20 protein-coding genes and 2 pseudogenes are annotated in these 18270 nt (G+C 55.1%); 7 read left to right on the top strand and 15 right to left on the bottom strand.

Going from position 1 to position 18270, the window contains the following annotated elements:
- The first annotated feature begins 8 nt into the window (after nt 1-8).
- The 5 genes from pcoC (at nt 9) to pcoE (ending at nt 4107) form a co-directional block, all read left to right on the top strand.
- On the top strand, nt 9-389 hold the full coding sequence (gene pcoC, locus DVA44_RS25350; RefSeq protein ID WP_000025662.1) for a copper resistance system metallochaperone PcoC: 381 nt from the start codon (nt 9-11) through the stop codon (nt 387-389).
- A gap of 55 nt (nt 390-444) precedes the next feature.
- Entirely contained in the window at nt 445-1323 is an 879-nt protein-coding gene (gene pcoD / locus DVA44_RS25345; protein WP_312208584.1) for a copper resistance inner membrane protein PcoD, read from the top strand.
- Between the two features lie 54 nt (nt 1324-1377).
- Nucleotides 1378-2058, top strand: a complete 681-nt coding sequence (pcoR, locus tag DVA44_RS25340; RefSeq protein WP_032662230.1) for a copper response regulator transcription factor PcoR — start codon at nt 1378-1380, stop codon at nt 2056-2058.
- The gene (gene pcoS / locus DVA44_RS25335) at nt 2055-3455 is read left to right on the top strand and encodes a copper resistance membrane spanning protein PcoS (RefSeq protein WP_114388518.1); all 1401 of its coding nucleotides are present in this window, start codon (nt 2055-2057) and stop codon (nt 3453-3455) included. Before pcoR ends, pcoS begins: the two co-directional genes overlap by 4 nt.
- A gap of 217 nt (nt 3456-3672) precedes the next feature.
- Nucleotides 3673-4107 (top strand): copper resistance system metallochaperone PcoE, encoded by a 435-nt coding sequence (pcoE, locus tag DVA44_RS25330; RefSeq protein ID WP_114388517.1) that lies wholly within the window; start codon nt 3673-3675, stop codon nt 4105-4107.
- Nucleotides 4108-4335: 228 nt separating this feature from the next.
- On the opposite strand, the pseudogene DVA44_RS26320 reads toward pcoE, so the two are convergent.
- The 13 genes and pseudogenes from DVA44_RS26320 to merT form a co-directional block, all read right to left on the bottom strand.
- Nucleotides 4336-4437 (bottom strand): annotated as a pseudogene (locus tag DVA44_RS26320) (type II toxin-antitoxin system RelE/ParE family toxin); the annotation flags it as partial.
- Between the two features lie 119 nt (nt 4438-4556).
- Nucleotides 4557-5087, bottom strand: coding sequence for a hypothetical protein (locus DVA44_RS25315; protein WP_114388516.1), 531 nt, complete (start codon nt 5085-5087; stop codon nt 4557-4559).
- Between the two features lie 188 nt (nt 5088-5275).
- Entirely contained in the window at nt 5276-6265 is a 990-nt protein-coding gene (locus DVA44_RS26140) for a DUF6685 family protein (protein WP_246843652.1), read from the bottom strand.
- A gap of 729 nt (nt 6266-6994) precedes the next feature.
- Nucleotides 6995-7999, bottom strand: coding sequence for an IS110-like element IS4321 family transposase (locus tag DVA44_RS25300; protein ID WP_000427623.1), 1005 nt, complete (start codon nt 7997-7999; stop codon nt 6995-6997).
- 78 nt (nt 8000-8077) lie between these two features.
- Nucleotides 8078-11050, bottom strand: a complete 2973-nt coding sequence (locus tag DVA44_RS25295) for a Tn3 family transposase (protein WP_114388515.1) — start codon at nt 11048-11050, stop codon at nt 8078-8080.
- 2 nt (nt 11051-11052) lie between these two features.
- Nucleotides 11053-11610 (bottom strand): recombinase family protein, encoded by a 558-nt coding sequence (locus DVA44_RS25290; protein ID WP_001162012.1) that lies wholly within the window; start codon nt 11608-11610, stop codon nt 11053-11055.
- A 129-nt stretch (nt 11611-11739) separates the two neighbouring features.
- A complete protein-coding gene (locus tag DVA44_RS25280) occupies nt 11740-11952 on the bottom strand; it encodes a DUF3330 domain-containing protein (RefSeq protein ID WP_000993245.1) in 213 nt (70 codons plus the stop codon).
- Nucleotides 11953-12017: 65 nt separating this feature from the next.
- Nucleotides 12018-12254: a broad-spectrum mercury transporter MerE gene (gene merE / locus DVA44_RS25270; protein ID WP_001087807.1), complete on the bottom strand. Its 237-nt coding sequence runs from the start codon at nt 12252-12254 to the stop codon at nt 12018-12020.
- Entirely contained in the window at nt 12251-12616 is a 366-nt protein-coding gene (gene merD, locus DVA44_RS25265) for a mercury resistance co-regulator MerD (protein WP_001277466.1), read from the bottom strand. The genes merE and merD overlap by 4 nt, the downstream gene beginning before the upstream one ends.
- 17 nt (nt 12617-12633) lie before the next feature.
- Complete coding sequence (gene merA / locus DVA44_RS25260; RefSeq protein WP_000209296.1) at nt 12634-14319, bottom strand: mercury(II) reductase; 1686 nt, start codon at nt 14317-14319, stop codon at nt 12634-12636.
- Between the two features lie 38 nt (nt 14320-14357).
- Nucleotides 14358-14783: an organomercurial transporter MerC gene (gene merC, locus DVA44_RS25255; protein ID WP_000522996.1), complete on the bottom strand. Its 426-nt coding sequence runs from the start codon at nt 14781-14783 to the stop codon at nt 14358-14360.
- 27 nt (nt 14784-14810) lie between these two features.
- Entirely contained in the window at nt 14811-15086 is a 276-nt protein-coding gene (gene merP / locus DVA44_RS25250; protein ID WP_000732275.1) for a mercury resistance system periplasmic binding protein MerP, read from the bottom strand.
- 15 nt (nt 15087-15101) lie between these two features.
- Nucleotides 15102-15497 (bottom strand): mercuric ion transporter MerT, encoded by a 396-nt coding sequence (gene merT, locus DVA44_RS25245; protein ID WP_001294653.1) that lies wholly within the window; start codon nt 15495-15497, stop codon nt 15102-15104.
- Nucleotides 15498-15568: 71 nt separating this feature from the next.
- Between merT and merR the strand changes: the two genes are divergently transcribed.
- A complete protein-coding gene (merR, locus tag DVA44_RS25240; RefSeq protein WP_001166628.1) occupies nt 15569-16024 on the top strand; it encodes an Hg(II)-responsive transcriptional regulator in 456 nt (151 codons plus the stop codon).
- 156 nt (nt 16025-16180) lie between these two features.
- Nucleotides 16181-16877: pseudogene (locus DVA44_RS25230) on the top strand (IS1-like element IS1A family transposase).
- 195 nt (nt 16878-17072) lie between these two features.
- Here DVA44_RS25230 and DVA44_RS25225 read toward each other — a convergent pair.
- Nucleotides 17073-17309, bottom strand: coding sequence for a hypothetical protein (locus DVA44_RS25225; protein WP_114388514.1), 237 nt, complete (start codon nt 17307-17309; stop codon nt 17073-17075).
- Nucleotides 17306-18184 carry a DHHA1 domain-containing protein gene (locus DVA44_RS25220; RefSeq protein WP_114388513.1) on the bottom strand — a complete coding sequence of 293 codons (879 nt, stop codon included), beginning with the start codon at nt 18182-18184 and terminating at the stop codon, nt 17306-17308. Before DVA44_RS25220 ends, DVA44_RS25225 begins: the two co-directional genes overlap by 4 nt.
- Between the last annotated feature and the right edge of the window lie 86 nt (nt 18185-18270).

The following is an 18270-nucleotide window of genomic DNA, read 5'->3' as shown; positions in this document are numbered from 1 at the left end:
TAAATAAAATGTCGATTTTAAATAAAGCCATTCTTACAGGTGGCCTCGTTATGGGCGTTGCTTTCTCTGCTATGGCCCATCCGGAATTAAAAAGCTCTGTGCCACAGGCTGATTCAGCCGTAGCGGCCCCGGAAAAGATTCAGCTTAATTTCTCGGAAAATCTGACCGTGAAATTCTCAGGTGCAAAATTAACGATGACGGGTATGAAAGGCATGTCATCACATTCTCCGATGCCGGTCGCGGCAAAAGTGGCGCCAGGCGCTGACCCTAAATCGATGGTCATTATTCCGCGAGAGCCTTTACCCGCTGGCACTTATCGTGTTGACTGGCGCGCGGTTTCTTCAGATACGCACCCTATTACCGGTAATTACACCTTTACAGTGAAGTAATATTATGAACGACCTGATTATGATTGTTATTCGTTTTCTTCTTTATCTGGATTTGATGGTAATATTTGGATTGCCATTTTTTCAGATATATGGAATAAGCGGTGTCAGACATGAAACCTATAACCTGACTAATTTCAGGTCGTTTATAACCTTTGCTGTTGTTGCAGGCATCATTCTTACTGGCATTAATATGCTCCTGGTATCTAATGCCATGAGCGGAGTTACTGATCTCAGGGAATTATCCATCCATATTATCGAGATGGTTATAGAAGAAACTGATGTAGGTATTAGCTGGATTGTCAGACTCTGTGCACTGTTTACCACTCTCGGTGCTTTGTTCCTTTACACTAACAAGAGACTATTGTCCTGCCTGCTGATGACGATGAGTGGGGGCGTGGCGCTGGCTACACTTGCCTGGGGAGGACACGCCGTCATGCATGACGGTCTGCATTACTATCTCCATTTACTGAGCGATCTAACTCATCTCGGCGCTGCAGGTGCCTGGACAGGTGCTCTGGTTGCATTTGCTATCCTGCTGATGCGCAGAAACGCGCACAATGCACAGAGCGTCATTGTGATATCTGACTCCCTGGCAAAATTTGCCACGGCAGGTACGGTGATTGTTGTAGCCCTGATCCTGAGTGCGATGGTCAACTATCTGTATATTGCTGAAGGTAACTTAACCCCCTTATTCAACAGCTCCTGGGGGGGAATATTGCTTGCTAAGACGGCTCTGTTTGTTCTGATGCTTCTTCTGGCTGCAGCAAACCGGTTTCACCTGGGTCCCCGGCTTGAAGTTATGGTCAGGGAAGGGAATTATGATCGCAGCGTTGCCCTGATGCGAAACAGCATCCTGACAGAATTCGTTGTTGCGATTATCATTCTGGGTGCCGTAGCGTGGCTCGGAATGCTTGCTCCGTCTCAGGTCAGCTAAGGGACAACCAACGCTCACGCGTGCGATTTTTACTTTCATATCAGCGAGTTGACCATGCAGCGTATTTTAATCGTTGAAGACGAACAAAAAACAGGTCGTTACCTGCAGCAGGGACTGGTTGAGGAAGGCTATCAGGCCGATCTCTTTAATAATGGCCGCGATGGTCTTGGGGCCGCGTCGAAGGGACAGTATGATTTGATAATACTGGACGTGATGCTGCCTTTCCTCGACGGGTGGCAAATCATCAGCGCACTGAGGAAGTCCGGGCACGAAGAACCGGTCCTGTTTTTAACCGCAAAAGACAACGTGCGGGACAAAGTGAAAGGACTGGAGCTTGGTGCAGATGACTACCTGATTAAGCCCTTCGATTTTACGGAGCTGGTTGCACGTGTAAGAACCTTACTGCGGCGGGCACGCTCGCAGTCCGCAACGGTTTGCACCATCGCCGATATGACCGTTGATATGGTGCGCCGAACCGTGATCCGTTCGGGGAAGAAGATCCATCTCACCGGTAAAGAATACGTTCTGCTTGAGTTGCTGTTGCAACGCACCGGAGAAGTGTTACCCAGGAGTCTTATCTCGTCCCTGGTCTGGAATATGAACTTTGACAGTGATACGAATGTGATTGATGTCGCCGTGAGACGTCTGAGAAGTAAAATTGATGATGACTTTGAACCAAAACTGATCCATACCGTTCGCGGTGCCGGATATGTCCTGGAGATCAGAGAAGAGTGAGGCTCAAAATTTCCCTGACCACACGCCTGAGCCTGATTTTTTCTGCAGTGATGCTTACGGTATGGTGGTTATCAAGTTTTATCCTGATTAGCACCCTTAATGGCTATTTCGATAATCAGGATCGCGATTTTCTGACTGGTAAACTTCAGCTCACCGAAGAGTTTCTTAAAACAGAGACGTTCAGGAACAAAACGGATATAAAGTCATTATCAGAAAAAATAAACGATGCGATGGTGGGGCACAATGGCTTATTCATTTCTATAAAAAATATGGAAAATGAAAAACTGGTGGAACTGTATGCCAAAAATTCTGTTGTTCCAGCGGTCCTGCTAAATAAGTCGGGGGATATTCTCGACTATATGATCCAGACGGAAGAAAATAACACCGTATACCGCAGTATCTCGCGGCGGGTTGCCGTGACGCCGGAACAGGGTAAAAGCAAACATTTCATCGTTACGGTTGCCACGGATACCGGGTATCACACCCTATTTATGGATAAGCTCAGTACCTGGCTGTTTTGGTTCAATATCGGTCTGGTTTTTATTTCTGTTTTTCTGGGCTGGCTGACCACACGCATTGGTCTGAAACCGTTACGGGAAATGACCAGTCTGGCTTCCTCCATGACCGTACACAGCCTGGATCAGCGTCTTAATCCCGATCTGGCTCCGCCGGAAATCTCTGAGACCATGCAGGAATTCAATAACATGTTCGATCGCCTGGAGGGTTCATTCCGGAAACTGTCAGATTTCTCGTCTGACATCGCGCATGAGCTGCGCACACCGGTCAGTAATCTGATGATGCAGACGCAGTTTGCACTGGCTAAGGAAAGGGATGTTTCGCATTACCGCGAAATTTTATTCGCTAACCTGGAAGAACTGAAAAGGTTGTCACGAATGACCAGTGACATGCTTTTTCTGGCACGTTCAGAGCATGGTCTGCTGCAGCTGGATAAACATGATGTGGATCTGGCCGCCGAACTGAATGAATTACGTGAGTTATTCGAGCCCCTGGCAGACGAAACAGGAAAGACAATCACGGTTGAAGGAGAGGGCGTTGTTGCCGGAGACAGCGATATGCTGCGACGTGCTTTCAGTAACCTGCTTTCGAATGCAATCAAGTATTCTCCCGATAACACCTGTACAGCGATACGCCTTGAGCATGACGGTGACTGTGTGAACGTGATGATTACGAATACGATGTCTGGCCCGGTTCCCGCTAATCTTGAACGTTTGTTTGACCGGTTCTATCGCGCAGACTCATCAAGGGTCCACAACACGGAAGGCGCGGGGCTGGGATTATCAATTACAAGGTCAATCATTCATGCTCACGGCGGCGAGCTGTCAGCAGAACAGCAGGGGCGGGAAATTGTGTTCAAAGTGAGCCTGTTAATGGATTAACTCCGTTATTCAGGAGAAACCTGGAAGGTGACAAAATTGTCATCATCCAGTCACGCGATAAACAGATGCGGTTTTTTATAATCATTCATAAATCAGGAGCAGGGTGATAACGCAATCACCTGGTTCCTGGAGTGATGAATAACCCGCCCTGAGATCAAATGCTTTCTCTGTCATAAGCCGTTGATTGTTTGGGTATGAAAACACCGGAGACCCAACCATGAAAAAGATCCTTGTATCATTTGTTGCCATTATGGCTGCCGCTTCATCTGCCATGGCTGCAGAGACAATGAACATGCATGACCAGGTAAATAATGCACAGGCACCTGCCCACCAGATGCAGTCATCTGCTGAAAAAAGTGCAATTCAGGGAGACAGCATGACAATGATGGATATGAGCAGTCACGATCAGGCCGCAATGTCCCATGACATGATGCAAAACAGCAATTCTGCTGCCCACCAGGATATGGCTGAAATGCATAAAAAAATGATGAAAGCTAAACCAGGAGCTACCAACGAAACAGCAAAGTCATTTTCTGAAATGAGCGAGCATGAGAAGGCCGCAGTTGTGCATGAGAAGGCGAATAATGGTCAGTCTTCCGTTGTTCACCAGCAGCAGGCTGATAAACATCGCAGTCAGATCACCCAGAATTAACCCGCAGCTCCACTTGTTAGACCCTCATTTGACGCCGAAGTTACTGGCTTACGCTCCTGATAGGGAGCGTTTTTTTAAACTAAATGAAAGAGTATATCTGTGTATGACTAATCGTAGTCTGCGGTCGGGTATAAAATAAATGAGCGACGGACTAAATTTAACATAAGACAGATTACGCGAACTAAGCCATTGATAATTAAAGCAAATTATAATCATAAGTTTGGTCATTTATTTCCAGGGTTCATGCCAGGCTGCATCCCGGGACTGGCTAAGAACACGAATGATCGTGACCACAGATTGCGATGACAAAAATTAAATCATGTGCTGTTCTGCACAAGTAGGCTGAACAGCATCGATGCTCCGGAAAAAGCACAGCCATTTGGCCAGCGTTCGCGGCAGGCATTGACCGCTATGAGCGTCGGCAAGCCTCGTTGCGCGAAGGTTGAGGTTCAGAACTGCACCTCAACAACTTCCTGAATATCGAGCACATCCGTATCGAATATTACAGTCGTCGTCCCGTGCAGATAGCTGTCTGTAAAGATACCCTCCCAGTCATACACCCCCTGAATACCACATGACAAATACAGGCTGATTAGTTCAGCGGGCTCTACGTGGCGGTTTCCCTCGTAAATCAGACTTCCTTTGCAATATGTATACCGGGGTTCATTCAGGGCGTGCCAGTCCAGTCCCCTGCCTAGCTGGCTGCTGATACTTACGGGCAGACCAGTCCTGAGACGTGATGCAATATCAGGTTGCTCAGAAAGCAGCTGGCGATGATTTGCGATAACGCAGCCTTTCTTCAATGTGCACCGGTAAACCAACGGATTTCCGGGGTTCCTGTTTTTTAACAAGGCATGATTGCAAGCCCCTTTAAAGTTATCGGTAAACCAGCAGGCGTTGATACTGCCGGCCTCACCGGTCCCCCAGAATGAGACATCAAATCTGTCAAAGCGCTGCCGGGTTCCGTGGAAAAGCTGCACTGAATATACCTTCTGTTAAGAGGAGCCATGCACTCCGTGACGATATGCTAACTGGGGTCCGCCCGGAATTCGGAAATTATCCTACATTGAGAATAACTTAGGATAATTTAGTTCCATTTAGCGAAAACCCATGGCCGTAAGGGATGTACAGAACTTTCAGCCTGGCGGAAGAAGCAAAAAAGCGACAACTAACCGGCCAGCACTGAATCCCTTTGCCCGTATCTGGCAAGTTCTGTCAGCATCTCGCCGAAGTCCGGGAATCCATATCTGGCCAGAACGTTTGCCGCGGAACATGCTCTGGCATTATCCCTTTCCAGCCATACGATGCACAACTCTGTGCCACTCGTCCTCGGATCGTGCATGTTCTCAGGTAACGCTGACCAGGCAAACGGGCTTTCAAAGGCTTTCATTGATTCATAAAAACTGCCGAACAGTTCTTCCTTCGGGATCACAAACATCTGCCATTTGTTACGCAATACAGGCACCATCTGCACATTCACACTGTAGCGGCGCAGCGCCCCTGTCAGCGGAACAGGCTGCTGCAGGCGACCAGCCTGATAGCGGGCAGCGCTGAAATGATGGGAGCCGTCGTTATTGTGCCAGTAGTACCGGCGTTCAGACCACGGATACTCCGCAAACCGCATCTGATCGAGGCGCAACCCGCCATGAGACATATTCTCCTGAAGATGTTCCGGGGTGACGGGTTCGGCCAGTTCGGGACTGCGCAGCACCGCAAGATCGTTAATATCGGTGATGTTATGGCTCTCTGATTTCGAACTGGACATCCCTCTCAGTAAACTGATGTCACACTGAAAATCGTGAATTGTCTCTTCCTGAATAAGATTTTCAGCCTCCGGGATCGTAATCAGATGCCCTTCAAGATGGCCTGTGCCGTCGGGTTTACGGTAATCAAGCGTATAGGGGCGGGCAAAATAAGAAGATGAAGGATCCAGCCACGTATCCCAGGCGGTTACTGACCGTGTCCAGAACGTATCCGCAGGTGGTGTTATGGAACAGGGAACCAGCACGCCGGTTTTTATTACTCGTTCAAGCCCTGCCGGCTGCCCAAGGCGGTGCAGCAGCTCCTCACGCGACCAGTCAAGAACCCTGCGCCATGCCGGTGCTCTGACGATCTCGGGTATTTCAACAGAACCTCTCCTTCCTGAATTATCTGCCACAGGCAACTCCTTTCTGCAGTTCATCGATACGGGTTTACCAGGCGAGCCAGAATCAGGTGATGCTTAAGGCCGCCCGGACGAAACGGTTTACTGAAGGTGGTGACGCTTTCACCAGGTCACGCCGGTGAGCATATCGCATTAAATCATCCTGAGGATCAATAATCTCATGATTTAAAAGTATAAATATGGTGGGTTTGTGATGCGCTGCAGGCGCATGGAGGCGCCAGCAGTTGCTGAGGATGTCTCTGCTACTGAATGGCGCCGTCACCCGGCGAAGCCGGCTACAGAGTTGATAGTTTCCACCAATCCATCCCTTCGCCCTGATAAGCCATACCCGCCTGTAGCGACTCAGGTGCTTCTGTGCGCGGTCGGAGTGGTCCCGACAAGGCAGAGCCGCAGTCGGGGCGTATCTCCGCGTTATGCGGGCCGTCAGGGCCGCTTACGAGCGTGTAGGGGTCGTCTCAGAAAACGGAATCTATGGTCACTCCCGTTTTTGCAACACCGATTTTGACGACAAGTTGGCTTGCTTGAATCTATCCGGCGTCTGAATGGGATTTTATTCCCGCGCCTTGATGAGTTCCGCGCCTGATGAACCTCCAGAAAATATACGGCTTCAATGAGCCTTTCCGTTTTACAGGTTCCTCAACAGGCCGGTGGGCCGTTAGTATCATCAATATCAGTATTCGCAAAACCAGATCAGTAATTCTTTAAACCGGTGTATTTCTGCCGTTATGCTACATAAGTTTGCTGTCGTGCCGTTAGGGCCCAGGCTATTCTGGCCAGCTTGTTTGCCAGAGCACAAGTGACGACAAAGTTGCTTTTCCGGCACAGTAAATCCCTGACCCAATCGGCCAATTTGCCAGACTGGTGTTCCAGTTTTTGTATGAATACCCTGGCACATTGAACCAACAAAGTTCGGATCTTTTTATTACCTCGCTTACTAATTCCCAGCAATGTCGTCCTACCTCCCGTGCTGTACTGCCGAGGTACAAGCCCTGTTGCCGCCGCAAAGTCACGGCTGCTGGCGTACTGCTTCCCGTCGCCAATCTCAGTTGAAATAGTACTCGCTGTCAGTGTTCCGACGCAGGGAATGCTCAGCAAGCGCTGTCCAACCTCATCTTCGTCCAACTTTCGTTTCAACTGGGATTCCAAATCTTTAATCTGCTCAACAAGATAGTGATAATGCTGTTGTAATTTCAGCAATAACTGGCTGAGGTAAAGAGGCAAACTATTATCCTCAAGAATGGTACTCAGTCGGCTAATAACGGCAGCTCCTCGGGGAACGCTAATGCCAAATTCCAGCAGAAAAGCATGCATTTGATTGGTTGTTTTTACCTTATCCTGAACCAGGGATTCACGGACACGATGCAGAGCCCGCATTGCCTGCTGAGATTCCGTTCTGGGCTGCACAAAACGCATAGACGGACGCGATGCAGCTTCACAAATAGCTTCGGCGTCGACAAAGTCGTTTTTATTGCTTTTAACGAACGGGCGGACAAATTGTGGTGATATCAGCTTTGGGGAATGCCCCAACTCTTCCAACTTGCGTGCCATAAAGTGAGAACCGCCACAGGCTTCCATTGCGATGGTTGTAGCGGGGCATGTCGCCAAAAATTCGATCAACTTTGGCCGGGTAAATTTTTTACGGTAAACAGCCTTCCCGCGACGATCCTGGCAATGAATATGGAAAGAGTTTTTACCCAGATCGATACCAATGAGCGCAATGTTTTCCATGATAGTTCTCCGAATGAAAGCCTGTCCTCAGCATAGTACCGGGAAGGAGGGAGTGACCATCTCATTAAATAAAGCACGCTAAGCCGGTGGCAGCGGTCGCAATGGCCTAAACTTCCCCGCACCGACCTTGGCGCTGCTGCGCCATAGGTAATCGCCGGTCAGGTTGATGTGCTCCCACCCCAGCGGCGACAGATATTGCAACAATGTGTCGTCCAGCGCCGTGCCGTTGCCACGCAAAGCACTGGTGGCACGCTCCAGATATACCGTGTTCCACAACACGATGGCCGCCGTCACCAGATTGAGGCCGCTGGCCCGGTAGCGCTGCTGCTCAAAACTGCGGTCGCGGATTTCACCCAATCGGTAGAAGAAGACCGCCCTGGCCAGCGCGTTGCGCGCCTCGCCCTTATTCAGCCCCGCATGGACGCGGCGGCGCAGCTCCACGCTTTGCAGCCAATCCAAAATGAACAGCGTGCGCTCGATGCGCCCCAGCTCGCGCAACGCCACGGCCAAGCCGTTCTGGCGCGGGTAGCTGCCGAGTTTGCGCAGCATCAGCGAAGCCGTTACCGTGCCTTGCTTGATGGAGGTGGCCAGCCGCAGAATTTCATCCCAATGGGCGCGTATTTGCTTGATGTTCAGCCTGTCGCTGCTAATCATCGGCTTGAGCGCGTCATAGGCGGCATCGCCCTTGGGGATGAATAGCTTGGTTTCGCCCAAGTCACGGATACGCGGCGCGAAGCGAAATCCCAGCAAATGCATCAAGCCAAACACGTGATCGGTGAAGCCTGCCGTGTCGGTGTAGTGTTCCTCGATGCGCAAGTCCGACTCGTGGTACAGCAGGCCATCAAGCACGTAAGTTGAATCACGAATGCCCACGTTGACCACCTTGGCACTGAAGGGCGCGTACTGGTCGGAGATATGGGTGTAGAAAGTCCGTCCTGGACTGCTTCCATACTTCGGGTTGATATGACCAGTGCTTTCTGCTTTGCTGCCGGTTCTGAAGTTCTGGCCGTCCGACGATGACGTGGTGCCGTCACCCCAGTTGCCGGCGAAGGGTTGCCGAAACTGCGCATTCACCAGCTCGGCCAGCGCCGTCGAATAGGTTTCATCGCGGATGTGCCAGGCTTGCAGCCAAGACAGCTTGGCGTAGGTGGTGCCAGGGCAGGACTCGGCCATTTTGGTCAGACCCAGGTTGATCGCGTCGGCCAGGATCGTCGTCAACAGCAAGGTTTTGTCCTTGGCCGTGTCGCTGGTCTTCAGGTGTGTGAAGTGGCGGGTGAAGCCCGTCCATTCATCGACCTCCATCAGCAACTCGGTGATTTTGAGGTGCGGCAGCAGCATAGCTGTCTGGTCGATCATGGCTTGCGCGGCGTCTGGTACTGCCGCGTCCAGCGGCGTGATCTTCAGGCCTGACGCGGTGGTGATGATGGCATCCGGTAAGTCGTTGGCCGCAGCCATGCGGTTGACTGTGGCGAGTTGCGCCTCCAACAATTCCAACCGGTCATGCAGGTATTGGTCGCAGTCGGTGGCCACTGCCAGCGGCAATTCGCTGGCCAGCTTCAAAGTGGCGAACTTCTCGACCGGCACCAGGTATTCGTCGAAGTCCTTGAACTGGCGAGAACCCTGCACCCAGACATCACCGGAGCGCAGCGCGTTCTTCAGCTCCGACAGGGCGCATAACTCGTAGTAACGCCGGTCGATGCCGTCGTCGGTCAGAACCAGCTTTGCCCAGCGCGGCTTGATGAATGCGGTTGGCGCATCGGCGGGCACCTTGCGCGCGCTGTCGCTGTTCATGCCGCGCAGCATGTCGATGGCATCGAGCACACCCTTGGCGGCGGGCGCAGCCCGCAATTTGAGCACGCCCAGGAACTGCGGCGCGTAGCGGCGTAGCGTGGCATAGCTTTCACCGATGTGGTGCAGGAAATCAAAGTCGGCAGGCCGCGCCAATGTTTGCGCTTCGGTGACGCTGGCGGCGAAGGTGTCCCAGGGCATAACGGCCTCGATGGCGGCGAACGGATCGCTGCCGCTTTGCTTGGCCTCAATCAACGCTTGACCGATGCGCCCATACATCCGCACCTTGTCGTTGATCGCCTTGCCGGAAGCCTGGAACTGCTGCTGATGCTTGTTCTTGGCCGCGTTGAACAGCTTGCCGATGATGCGATCGTGAAGGTCGATGATTTCATCGGTGACGGTGGCCATGCCTTCGATGGCCAGCGCTACCAGCGTGGCATAGCGTCGTTGCACCTCGAACTTTGCCAGATCAGCAGGCGTCATCTGGCCACCTTCACGAGCGATTTTGAGCAGGCGGTTCTGGTGAACCTGCCGCTCGATGCCTGCGGGCAGATCAAGTGCTTGCCAGGATTTCAGGCGCTCAATATGTTCGAGCATGTGGCGAGAGTTCGGTTTGGCAGGCGACTGGCGCAGCCATGCCAGCCACGTCACTTTACTGCCGTCCTTGCGCTTGAGAAGTTCGTCCAGGCGCTGACGGTGGGGTGATAACAAAGAATCGGTCAGCGCCGCGTAAATGCGTCGGTTGGCACGGGTGATGGCCTCGGCGCTTGCGCGCTCGATGGCATTCATGGCGGGCAGGATAATGCTCTGCCGCCGCAGATTCTCGACAAGTGCGCTCGCCAGCACGATGCCTTTGTCGGTCTGCAAGGCCAGCTCGGTCAATGTATGCACGGCTTGCCGATAGTGGCTCATGGTGAGGGGCTTGAACCCAAAAACCGTTTGCAGCTCGACCAAGTGCTCCCGCCGTGTCTGTTCGCGCTGGCCGTACTCGCTCCAACTTTCCACTGGCATCTTGAGTTGCGCGGTCACCATGCGCAACAGGGGCGGAAACGGAGGCTCATCGACGCCCAAAAAGGTGCCAGGGAATCGCAAGTAGCAAAGCTGCACAGCGAAGCCCAATCGATTCGCGGCGCCGCGACGCTGACGGATCACCGACAGGTCGGTTTCGTTGAACATGTAGTGCCGTATCAGTTCGTCTTTGGCATCTGGCAGTGCCAGCAGGCTTTCGCGCTCGGTGGCGGACAGGATTGAGCGGCGTGGCATGGTCAGTCTTCCCGCAGGTACTGGTACAAGGTTTCGCGGCTGATGCCGAAGTCACGGGCCACCAAGGTTTTTTGGTCGCCTGCCGCAACTCGCCGTTTCAACTCGGCAATTTGTTCGCTGTTCAGCGATTTCTTTCGTCCCCGGTAGGCACCGCGCTGCTTGGCCAGCACGATTCCCTCGCGCTGACGTTCGCGGATCAGGGCGCGCTCGAACTCAGCGAAGGCTCCCATGACCGACAGCATCAGATTGGCCATCGGTGAGTCCTCGCCGGTGAACTTCAGCCCTTCTTTGACGAACTCCATGCGCACGCCCCGTTGTGTCAGCCCTTGGACGATGCGGCGCAGGTCATCAAGGTTGCGTGCCAGCCTGTCCATGCTATGCACCACCACGGTGTCGCCCTCGCGGACGAAGGCCAGCAGCCTTTCCAGCTCGGGACGCTGGGTGTCCTTGCCAGAAGCCTTGTCGGTGAACACCCGCGCCACCTGAACACCCTCCAATTGCCGTTCCGGGTTCTGGTCGAAGCTGCTGACGCGGACATAGCCGATGCGTTGACCTTGCAAGATGCCTCCAAAGGCAAAAGTGTCAGGATGAAATCTATTACCTTTGACGGAATATGTCAATCAATAGGAAATTTAACTCTATTCTGACATCGTTTGCACATGGCATCTGACATCAAGTTAGGGTATGCCTCAATCTGACGGCTGCGAACCGCCAGGGACAGGCGCAATGTCAGATTCTGTCGCGGCCTTGGCGCGTGCCTGGAAGCGTTCATAGCAATCCAGCCCGCAGAAATGTTCGACGTATTCCGCGCCTTCCGGGGTGAAGGCGGCATCGAGCGGAATTTCTTTGCAGCATACGCAGCAGGTGGTGCAACTGGCAGTGTTCGGGGCGTTTGCGTTCATGGTGGTACTCCTCCAGATTGGTAGCGAAGCTCAAAGCTGCCCACTCTCGGCTGGCTGGGAAGCGGTCATGATCTTCCCTTGAAGGCCCGCAGCAGCCGCGTCACAGACAGGACAAACAAGCCGGTCAGCGTGAGGGCTGCAATACCCCAGTGCTCCCCGATGAACGCGCCGGCCGTCGTGCCGGCTAGCACAATGGCGAGAATCGGCAAATGGCAGGGACAGGTGAGCACGGCCAGCGCGCCCCACAAGTAGCCGGTGATCGGTTTGTGCGTCTCAGACGGCAAGTGCTCTGGGCTGTTCATGGCAGACTCTCCGCGTGCTGTGCCGGTTCGGTTGGCATGGCGGCCAGTTGCATTTCGAGGCTGGCCAGGGCCTCGCGCCGACGCTCGACGAGTTGCCGCAACACGGCAAGCTGCGCAGACGCACCGTCACCGTCCGCAGCATCCAGCGCCCGGCACAGCCGCGCCAGTGCGTCCAGGCCGATACCCGCTTCGAAGGCAGCCCGTACAAAGCGCAGCCGTTGCAACGCGGTGTCATCGAACAAGCCGTAGCCGCCCGTGGTGTACGCGACCGGCCGTAGCAATCCGCGCAGCAGGTAGTCGCGCACGATATGCACGCTCACCCCGGCATCAAGGGCCAGCCGGGACACTGTGTAGGCGCTCATTGAACACCTCCTTTTCCTCATCCGGCGCAGCACGAAAGCTGCTTCACGTCCTTGCTGAAGGTCTGCGCCGCGAGCTTCAGCCCTTCGACCATGGTCAGGTAGGGGAACAATTGGTCGGCCAGTTCCTGCACGGTCATACGGTTGCGAATGGCGAGCACCGCCGTCTGGATCAGTTCACCCGCTTCCGGGGCCACCGCTTGCACGCCGATGAGCCGTCCGCTACCTTCCTCGATGACCAGCTTGATGAAGCCGCGTGTGTCGAAGTTGGCAAGCGCACGCGGCACGTTATCCAGTGTTAGCAGGCGACTGTCGGTCTCGATCCCGTCGTGATGTGCTTCCGCCTCGCTGTAGCCCACGGTGGCGACCTGCGGGTCGGTGAACACCACGGCCGGCATTGCGGTCAGGTCCAGGGCCGCATCGCCGCCAGTCATGTTGATCGCCGCACGAGTGCCGGCCGCTGCCGCCACATAGACGAACTGCGGCTGGTCGGTGCAGTCGCCGGCCGCGTAGATGTTCGGGCTACTGGTGCGCATGCCCTTGTCGATGACGATGGCCCCCTGCGCATTGACGGCTACCCCCGCCGCTTCCAATGCCAGGCTGCGCGTGTTCGGTGTCCGGCCGGTGGCGACCAGCAGCTTGTCGGCGCGCAATTCACCGTGCGTGGTGGTCAGCACGAATTCACCGTCCATATGGGCGACCTGGCTGGCTTGCGTGTGCTCCAGCACCTCGATGCCCTCGGCACGGAAAGCGGCTGTCACCGCCTCGCCGATGGCCGGGTCTTCACGGAAGAACAAGGTATTGCGCGCCAGGGCCGTGACCTTGCTGCCCAGCCGGGCAAAGGCTTGCGCCAGCTCCAGCGCCACCACCGACGAGCCGATTACGGCAAGGCGTTCGGGAATGGTGTCGCTCGCCAGGGCCTCGGTGGAAGTCCAGTAGGGTGACTCTTTCAAGCCCGGAATCGGCGGGACCGCCGGGCTGGCACCCGTGGCGACCAGGCAGCGGTCGAACATCACGACGCGCTCGCCACCCTCGTTCAAACTAACGATAAGGCTCTGGTCGTCCTTGAAACGCGCTTCACCGTGCAGAACGGTGATGGCTGAATTGCCGTCCAGGATGCCTTCGTACTTGGCATGACGGAGTTCTTCGACACGGGCCTGCTGCTGGGCCAGCAGCCGCTCGCGCAAGATCGTCGGCGGTGTGGGTGGCATGCCGCCGTCGAATGGGCTTTCCCGGCGCAGATGGGCGATGTGGGCGGCGCGGATCATGATCTTGGACGGCACACAACCGACGTTGACGCAGGTGCCGCCGATGGTGCCGCGCTCAATCAGCGTGACCTGCGCGCCTTGCTCGACGGCCTTCAGTGCTGCCGCCATCGCGGCTCCACCGCTACCAATGACGACGACCTGCAACGGGCGTTCGTTGCCACTGGGCTTATCAGCGGCCCCTATCCAGCCGCGCATCTTGTCGAGCAGGCCGGCGCGGTTGTCCGTCGGTGGCGCATCGGCAAGCGTTGCCTCGTAGCCCAGTCCGGCCACGGCGGTAGTCAGCGCATCCGATGACGTGCCCGCCTCAATGGCGAGTTGCGCTGTGCCCTTCGGATAGGACACCAGCGCCGATTGCACGCCGGGCACTTTCTCCAAGGCTTCCTTGACGTGAGCCGCGCACGAGTCGCAGGTCATCCCGGTGATTTTCAGGGTGGTCATGTATTTTTCCTTTTCTGTGGTGGCTACGGCTGTTGCCGTCAGCCACGTTGTTCTGGCAATTCACAGCTGTCCGGCCCGCAGCGGCGATGTGCTGGCGAGATGAAATCCCAGACCGACACCCCAACCATCAAGGCCAGGCCGACATAGAGCAGTCCACCGCTCTGCCAGCCGTAAGCCCGCATTAAAAACACCGCTGCCAGCACCAAGATCGGGCCTATCGTGCCGAGCGCCGTGCGTCGCCACTGTCGATGATTGAGCCAAGCGATAGCATTGGCGAGTAACGCGATGCCGGCGAACATCGGCAGCAGGATGCCAATGAATAGCCCCTCGTACTGGCTCAAGAAGCCCAGTCCGATGGCCGCGCCAAAGCTGGCGATGGCAGGAAAACAGGCGGCGCAGCCCATCGCGGAAACGACGCTGCCGAGCGCGCCGGTTTTGCCAGCGATGCGCGTGATGAGTCCCATGTGTCGCTCCCGAGTTCGGTTAACGGATCAGCGTTTGAGGCTGGACGGATAGCCCGCGTCCTCGGTCGCCTTGGTCAACTTCTGGACGTTGGTCTTGGCATCGTCGAAGGTGACGACGGCCTGGCGCTTGTCGAAACTTACGTCGGTCTTGCTCACGCCCTCAACCTTGGAAAGCGCGTGCTTGACAGTGATCGGGCAAGAGGCGCAGGTCATGCCAGGCACGGACAGCGTGACGGTCTGGGTGGCGGCCCACACGGGGGCAACAACGGCAGCGAGGGCGAGGGCGGCAAACAGTTTTTTCATGATGAACTCCTGTGATTAATAGAAAAATGGCATGACGTAGGGAAATCCGAGCGAGACCAGGACCAGCGCGGCCACGATCCAGAAAATGAGCTTGTAAGTAGCTCGCACTTGGGGAATCGCGCAGACCTCACCCGGTTTGCAGGCTTGCGCCGGGCGGTAGATGCGCCGCCAGGCGAAAAACAGCGCGACCAGCGCTGCGCCGATGAAGATCGGGCGATAGGGTTCCAGCACCGTCAGGTTGCCGATCCATGCCCCGCTGAACCCCAAGGCGATCAAAACCAGCGGCCCCAGGCAGCAGGCCGACGCAAGAATGGCGGCCAGCCCACCGGCGAAGAGCGCGCCGCGCCCGTTTTGTGGTTCAGACTTTTGTGGTTCAGACTTTTGTGGTTCAGACTTTTGTGGTTCAGACATACGCTTGTCCTTTCAAATTTGGTTTGGATAGCTTAAGCTTACTTCCGTAGTTATGTACGGAGTCAAGCGATATGCAAATTAATTTTGAGAATCTGACCATTGGCGTTTTTGCCAAGGCGGCCGGGGTCAATGTGGAGACCATCCGGTTCTACCAGCGCAAGGGCCTGCTGCCGGAGCCAGACAAGCCCTATGGCAGCATTCGCCGCTATGGCGAGGCGGATGTAACACGAGTGCGGTTCGTGAAATCGGCCCAGCGGCTGGGCTTTAGCCTGGACGAAATCGCCGAGCTACTGCGGCTGGAGGATGGCACCCATTGCGAGGAAGCCAGCGGCCTGGCCGAGCACAAGCTCAAGGATGTGCGCGAGAAGATGGCCGACTTGGCACGCATGGAGGCCGTGCTGTCTGAACTGGTGTGCGCCTGCCATGCGCGGAAAGGGAACGTTTCCTGCCCGCTGATTGCGTCACTGCAAGACGGAACGAAGCTCGCTGCATCGGCGCGGGGGAGTCACGGGGTGACTACGCCTTAGCGTGCTTTATTTTCCGAATTCTGAGACGACCCCTCATAACGCAGGGAGCTCTGTTGTGACTGATGATCTCCGATCGCGATTAACAAATCTATCCTGCCTTCGGTGATGCTGCCAACTTACTGATTTAGTGTATGATGGTATTTTTGAGGTGCTCCTGTGGCTTCTGTTTCTATCAGCTGTCCCTCCTGTTCAGCTACTGACGGGGTGGTGCGTAACGGCAAAAGCACCGCCGGACATCAGCGCTATCTCTGCTCTCACTGCCGTAAAACATGGCAACTGCAGTTCACTTACACCGCTTCTCAACCCGGTACGCACCAGAAAATCATTGATATGGCCATGAATGGCGTTGGATGCCGGGCAACCGCCCGCATTATGGGCGTTGGCCTCAACACGATTTTACGTCACTTAAAAAACTCAGGCCGCAGTCGGTAACCTCGCGCATACAGCCGGGCAGTGACGTCATCGTCTGCGCGGAAATGGACGAACAGTGGGGCTATGTCGGGGCTAAATCGCGCCAGCGCTGGCTGTTTTACGCGTATGACAGGCTCCGGAAGACGGTTGTTGCGCACGTATTCGGTGAACGCACTATGGCGACGCTGGGCGTCTTATGAGCCTGCTGTCACCCTTTGACGTGGTGATATGGATGACGGATGGCTGGCCGCTGTATGAATCCCGCCTGAAGGGAAAGCTGCACGTAATCAGCAAGCGATATACGCAGCGAATTGAGCGGCATAACCTGAATCTGAGGCAGCACCTGGCACGGCTGGGACGGAAGTCGCTGTCGTTCTCAAAATCGGTGGAGCTGCATGACAAAGTCATCGGGCATTATCTGAACATAAAACACTATCAATAAGTTGGAGTCATTACCCAATATCGAAGGCATGACTATTCAACGTAGAGAGCGTTAAAAGAGAAGTTATTAAGCAGATACGGATGTTATTACGCATAGCTATTACCATCGCCAGCAGACGGCGGCATAATTAAAGTCTTACTCGCAATAATAGTTACAAGTAAGACTTATTTGTAATGCAATTATATTATTTCGTATTTATTTACGGGTTGCCTGCCAGCGAGCCCGGATACCGTCTACACCATAAGGCCCAGGGCCGAAGTCTACGGACTTCATGTTTACCCGGGCCTGCAGGCTTTCCAGCGTTTCGCGTATCGGCTGAATGTCATACAGGCACAAGCGGTAATAGTTATGCTGGAAGCGCCAGCGGTTGAGCTCCGCCATTTCTTTACCGTCTACCCACCATTTGATCCTTTCCTTCAGCCAGCCGATCATGATTCGACTCCTTTTGCCGCCTGCAGGTTCGTGGCCAGTTCGCCGCCGAGCCGCTGCTCCAGGTTAGCTGGCAGGACGAAGCCCGCTGCCCGGCGATGGCCACCGCCTCCGAACTGGCGCGCCAGCGCGCTCACATCGAGGTTGTCACGGTGGGTACGCAGGGAATACTTACGCGAGCCGTCCGGCAGATCGTTATACACCGCCACCAGCGCCAGCTGCGGGTGCATAGTGGCCAGCAGGTGGCCCAGCTCGGAATGCAGCAGCGCACTGTTCACCACGGCGGCCGGTTTGCCGAACAAGATGGTAAACCGGGCCTGTCGGGCCAGGGCGTGCAGCTGGCGCTCCTGGTTGGCCAGCAACGCCGAGCCCATCGTCATTTCCCGCTCACCGATGCCGTCGCGCAGCACCTCCGCCCAGCGTTCGAAGGTCGGCGGCAGGATGGCCACCCAGGCGTTGACCTCCTGCGAGTTCGGCAGCGCCCATTTCCACAAATCCCGATCGGCGACGTAGGCCAGCAGGTCCGGCAGCGGCTTATCCGGGTGGAAAAACGCCCAGGCGAGCTCACAACCGGCGCGACTCATGTCGAAGATGGCATACACGGCCCCGGCCAGTTCGTCACGCGCGGTCTGGTGGTGATCGATCACCTGCAGGAGGTACTTGCTGGCCAGATGGTCACACGTCTTGCGGTTGTAGCTGAAATCAAGGATGAATACCTCGAGGGTACCGTTCGGCAGCGGCGGTACCGGCTCACCGTAGCGAACCGGGATGTAATGGGCCTCCTCGCCGTATCTAAGCCAGGCGGCAAGGGCTGACGCGAAGCCGTCGGCGTCGTTGTGGTACAGCACAGCGGTCTTTTTCGGTTGGGTCAGGATCATGCGCTCTCCGAGTGTATGAGCTGGTGGCCATTAACGCTTAAAGACAAAAGGCCCCTTGCTCAGGACTTACAGACAGATATGCTGCA

This window comes from Leclercia sp. W17, from assembly GCF_003336325.1.
Taxonomy (GTDB): domain Bacteria; phylum Pseudomonadota; class Gammaproteobacteria; order Enterobacterales; family Enterobacteriaceae; genus Enterobacter.
This window is presented reverse-complemented; position numbering and strand designations above follow the sequence as displayed.

Excerpts from the sequence above, each read along its gene's own strand:
- pcoC (WP_000025662.1), top strand. The coding sequence starts at position 9 with ATGTCGATTTTAAATAAAGCCATTCTTACAGGTGGCCTCGTTATGGGC.
- pcoD (WP_312208584.1), top strand. The coding sequence starts at position 445 with ATGGTAATATTTGGATTGCCATTTTTTCAGATATATGGAATAAGCGGT.
- pcoR (WP_032662230.1), top strand. The coding sequence starts at position 1,378 with ATGCAGCGTATTTTAATCGTTGAAGACGAACAAAAAACAGGTCGTTAC.
- pcoE (WP_114388517.1), top strand. The coding sequence starts at position 3,673 with ATGAAAAAGATCCTTGTATCATTTGTTGCCATTATGGCTGCCGCTTCA.
- DVA44_RS25300 (WP_000427623.1), bottom strand. The coding sequence starts at position 7,999 with ATGGAAAACATTGCGCTCATTGGTATCGATCTGGGTAAAAACTCTTTC.
- DVA44_RS25295 (WP_114388515.1), bottom strand. The coding sequence starts at position 11,050 with ATGCCACGCCGCTCAATCCTGTCCGCCACCGAGCGCGAAAGCCTGCTG.
- DVA44_RS25280 (WP_000993245.1), bottom strand. The coding sequence starts at position 11,952 with ATGAACGCAAACGCCCCGAACACTGCCAGTTGCACCACCTGCTGCGTA.
- merE (WP_001087807.1), bottom strand. The coding sequence starts at position 12,254 with ATGAACAGCCCAGAGCACTTGCCGTCTGAGACGCACAAACCGATCACC.
- merD (WP_001277466.1), bottom strand. The coding sequence starts at position 12,616 with ATGAGCGCCTACACAGTGTCCCGGCTGGCCCTTGATGCCGGGGTGAGC.
- merA (WP_000209296.1), bottom strand. The coding sequence starts at position 14,319 with ATGACCACCCTGAAAATCACCGGGATGACCTGCGACTCGTGCGCGGCT.
- merC (WP_000522996.1), bottom strand. The coding sequence starts at position 14,783 with ATGGGACTCATCACGCGCATCGCTGGCAAAACCGGCGCGCTCGGCAGC.
- merP (WP_000732275.1), bottom strand. The coding sequence starts at position 15,086 with ATGAAAAAACTGTTTGCCGCCCTCGCCCTCGCTGCCGTTGTTGCCCCC.
- merT (WP_001294653.1), bottom strand. The coding sequence starts at position 15,497 with ATGTCTGAACCACAAAAGTCTGAACCACAAAAGTCTGAACCACAAAAG.
- merR (WP_001166628.1), top strand. The coding sequence starts at position 15,569 with ATGCAAATTAATTTTGAGAATCTGACCATTGGCGTTTTTGCCAAGGCG.
- DVA44_RS25225 (WP_114388514.1), bottom strand. The coding sequence starts at position 17,309 with ATGATCGGCTGGCTGAAGGAAAGGATCAAATGGTGGGTAGACGGTAAA.
- DVA44_RS25220 (WP_114388513.1), bottom strand. The coding sequence starts at position 18,184 with ATGATCCTGACCCAACCGAAAAAGACCGCTGTGCTGTACCACAACGAC.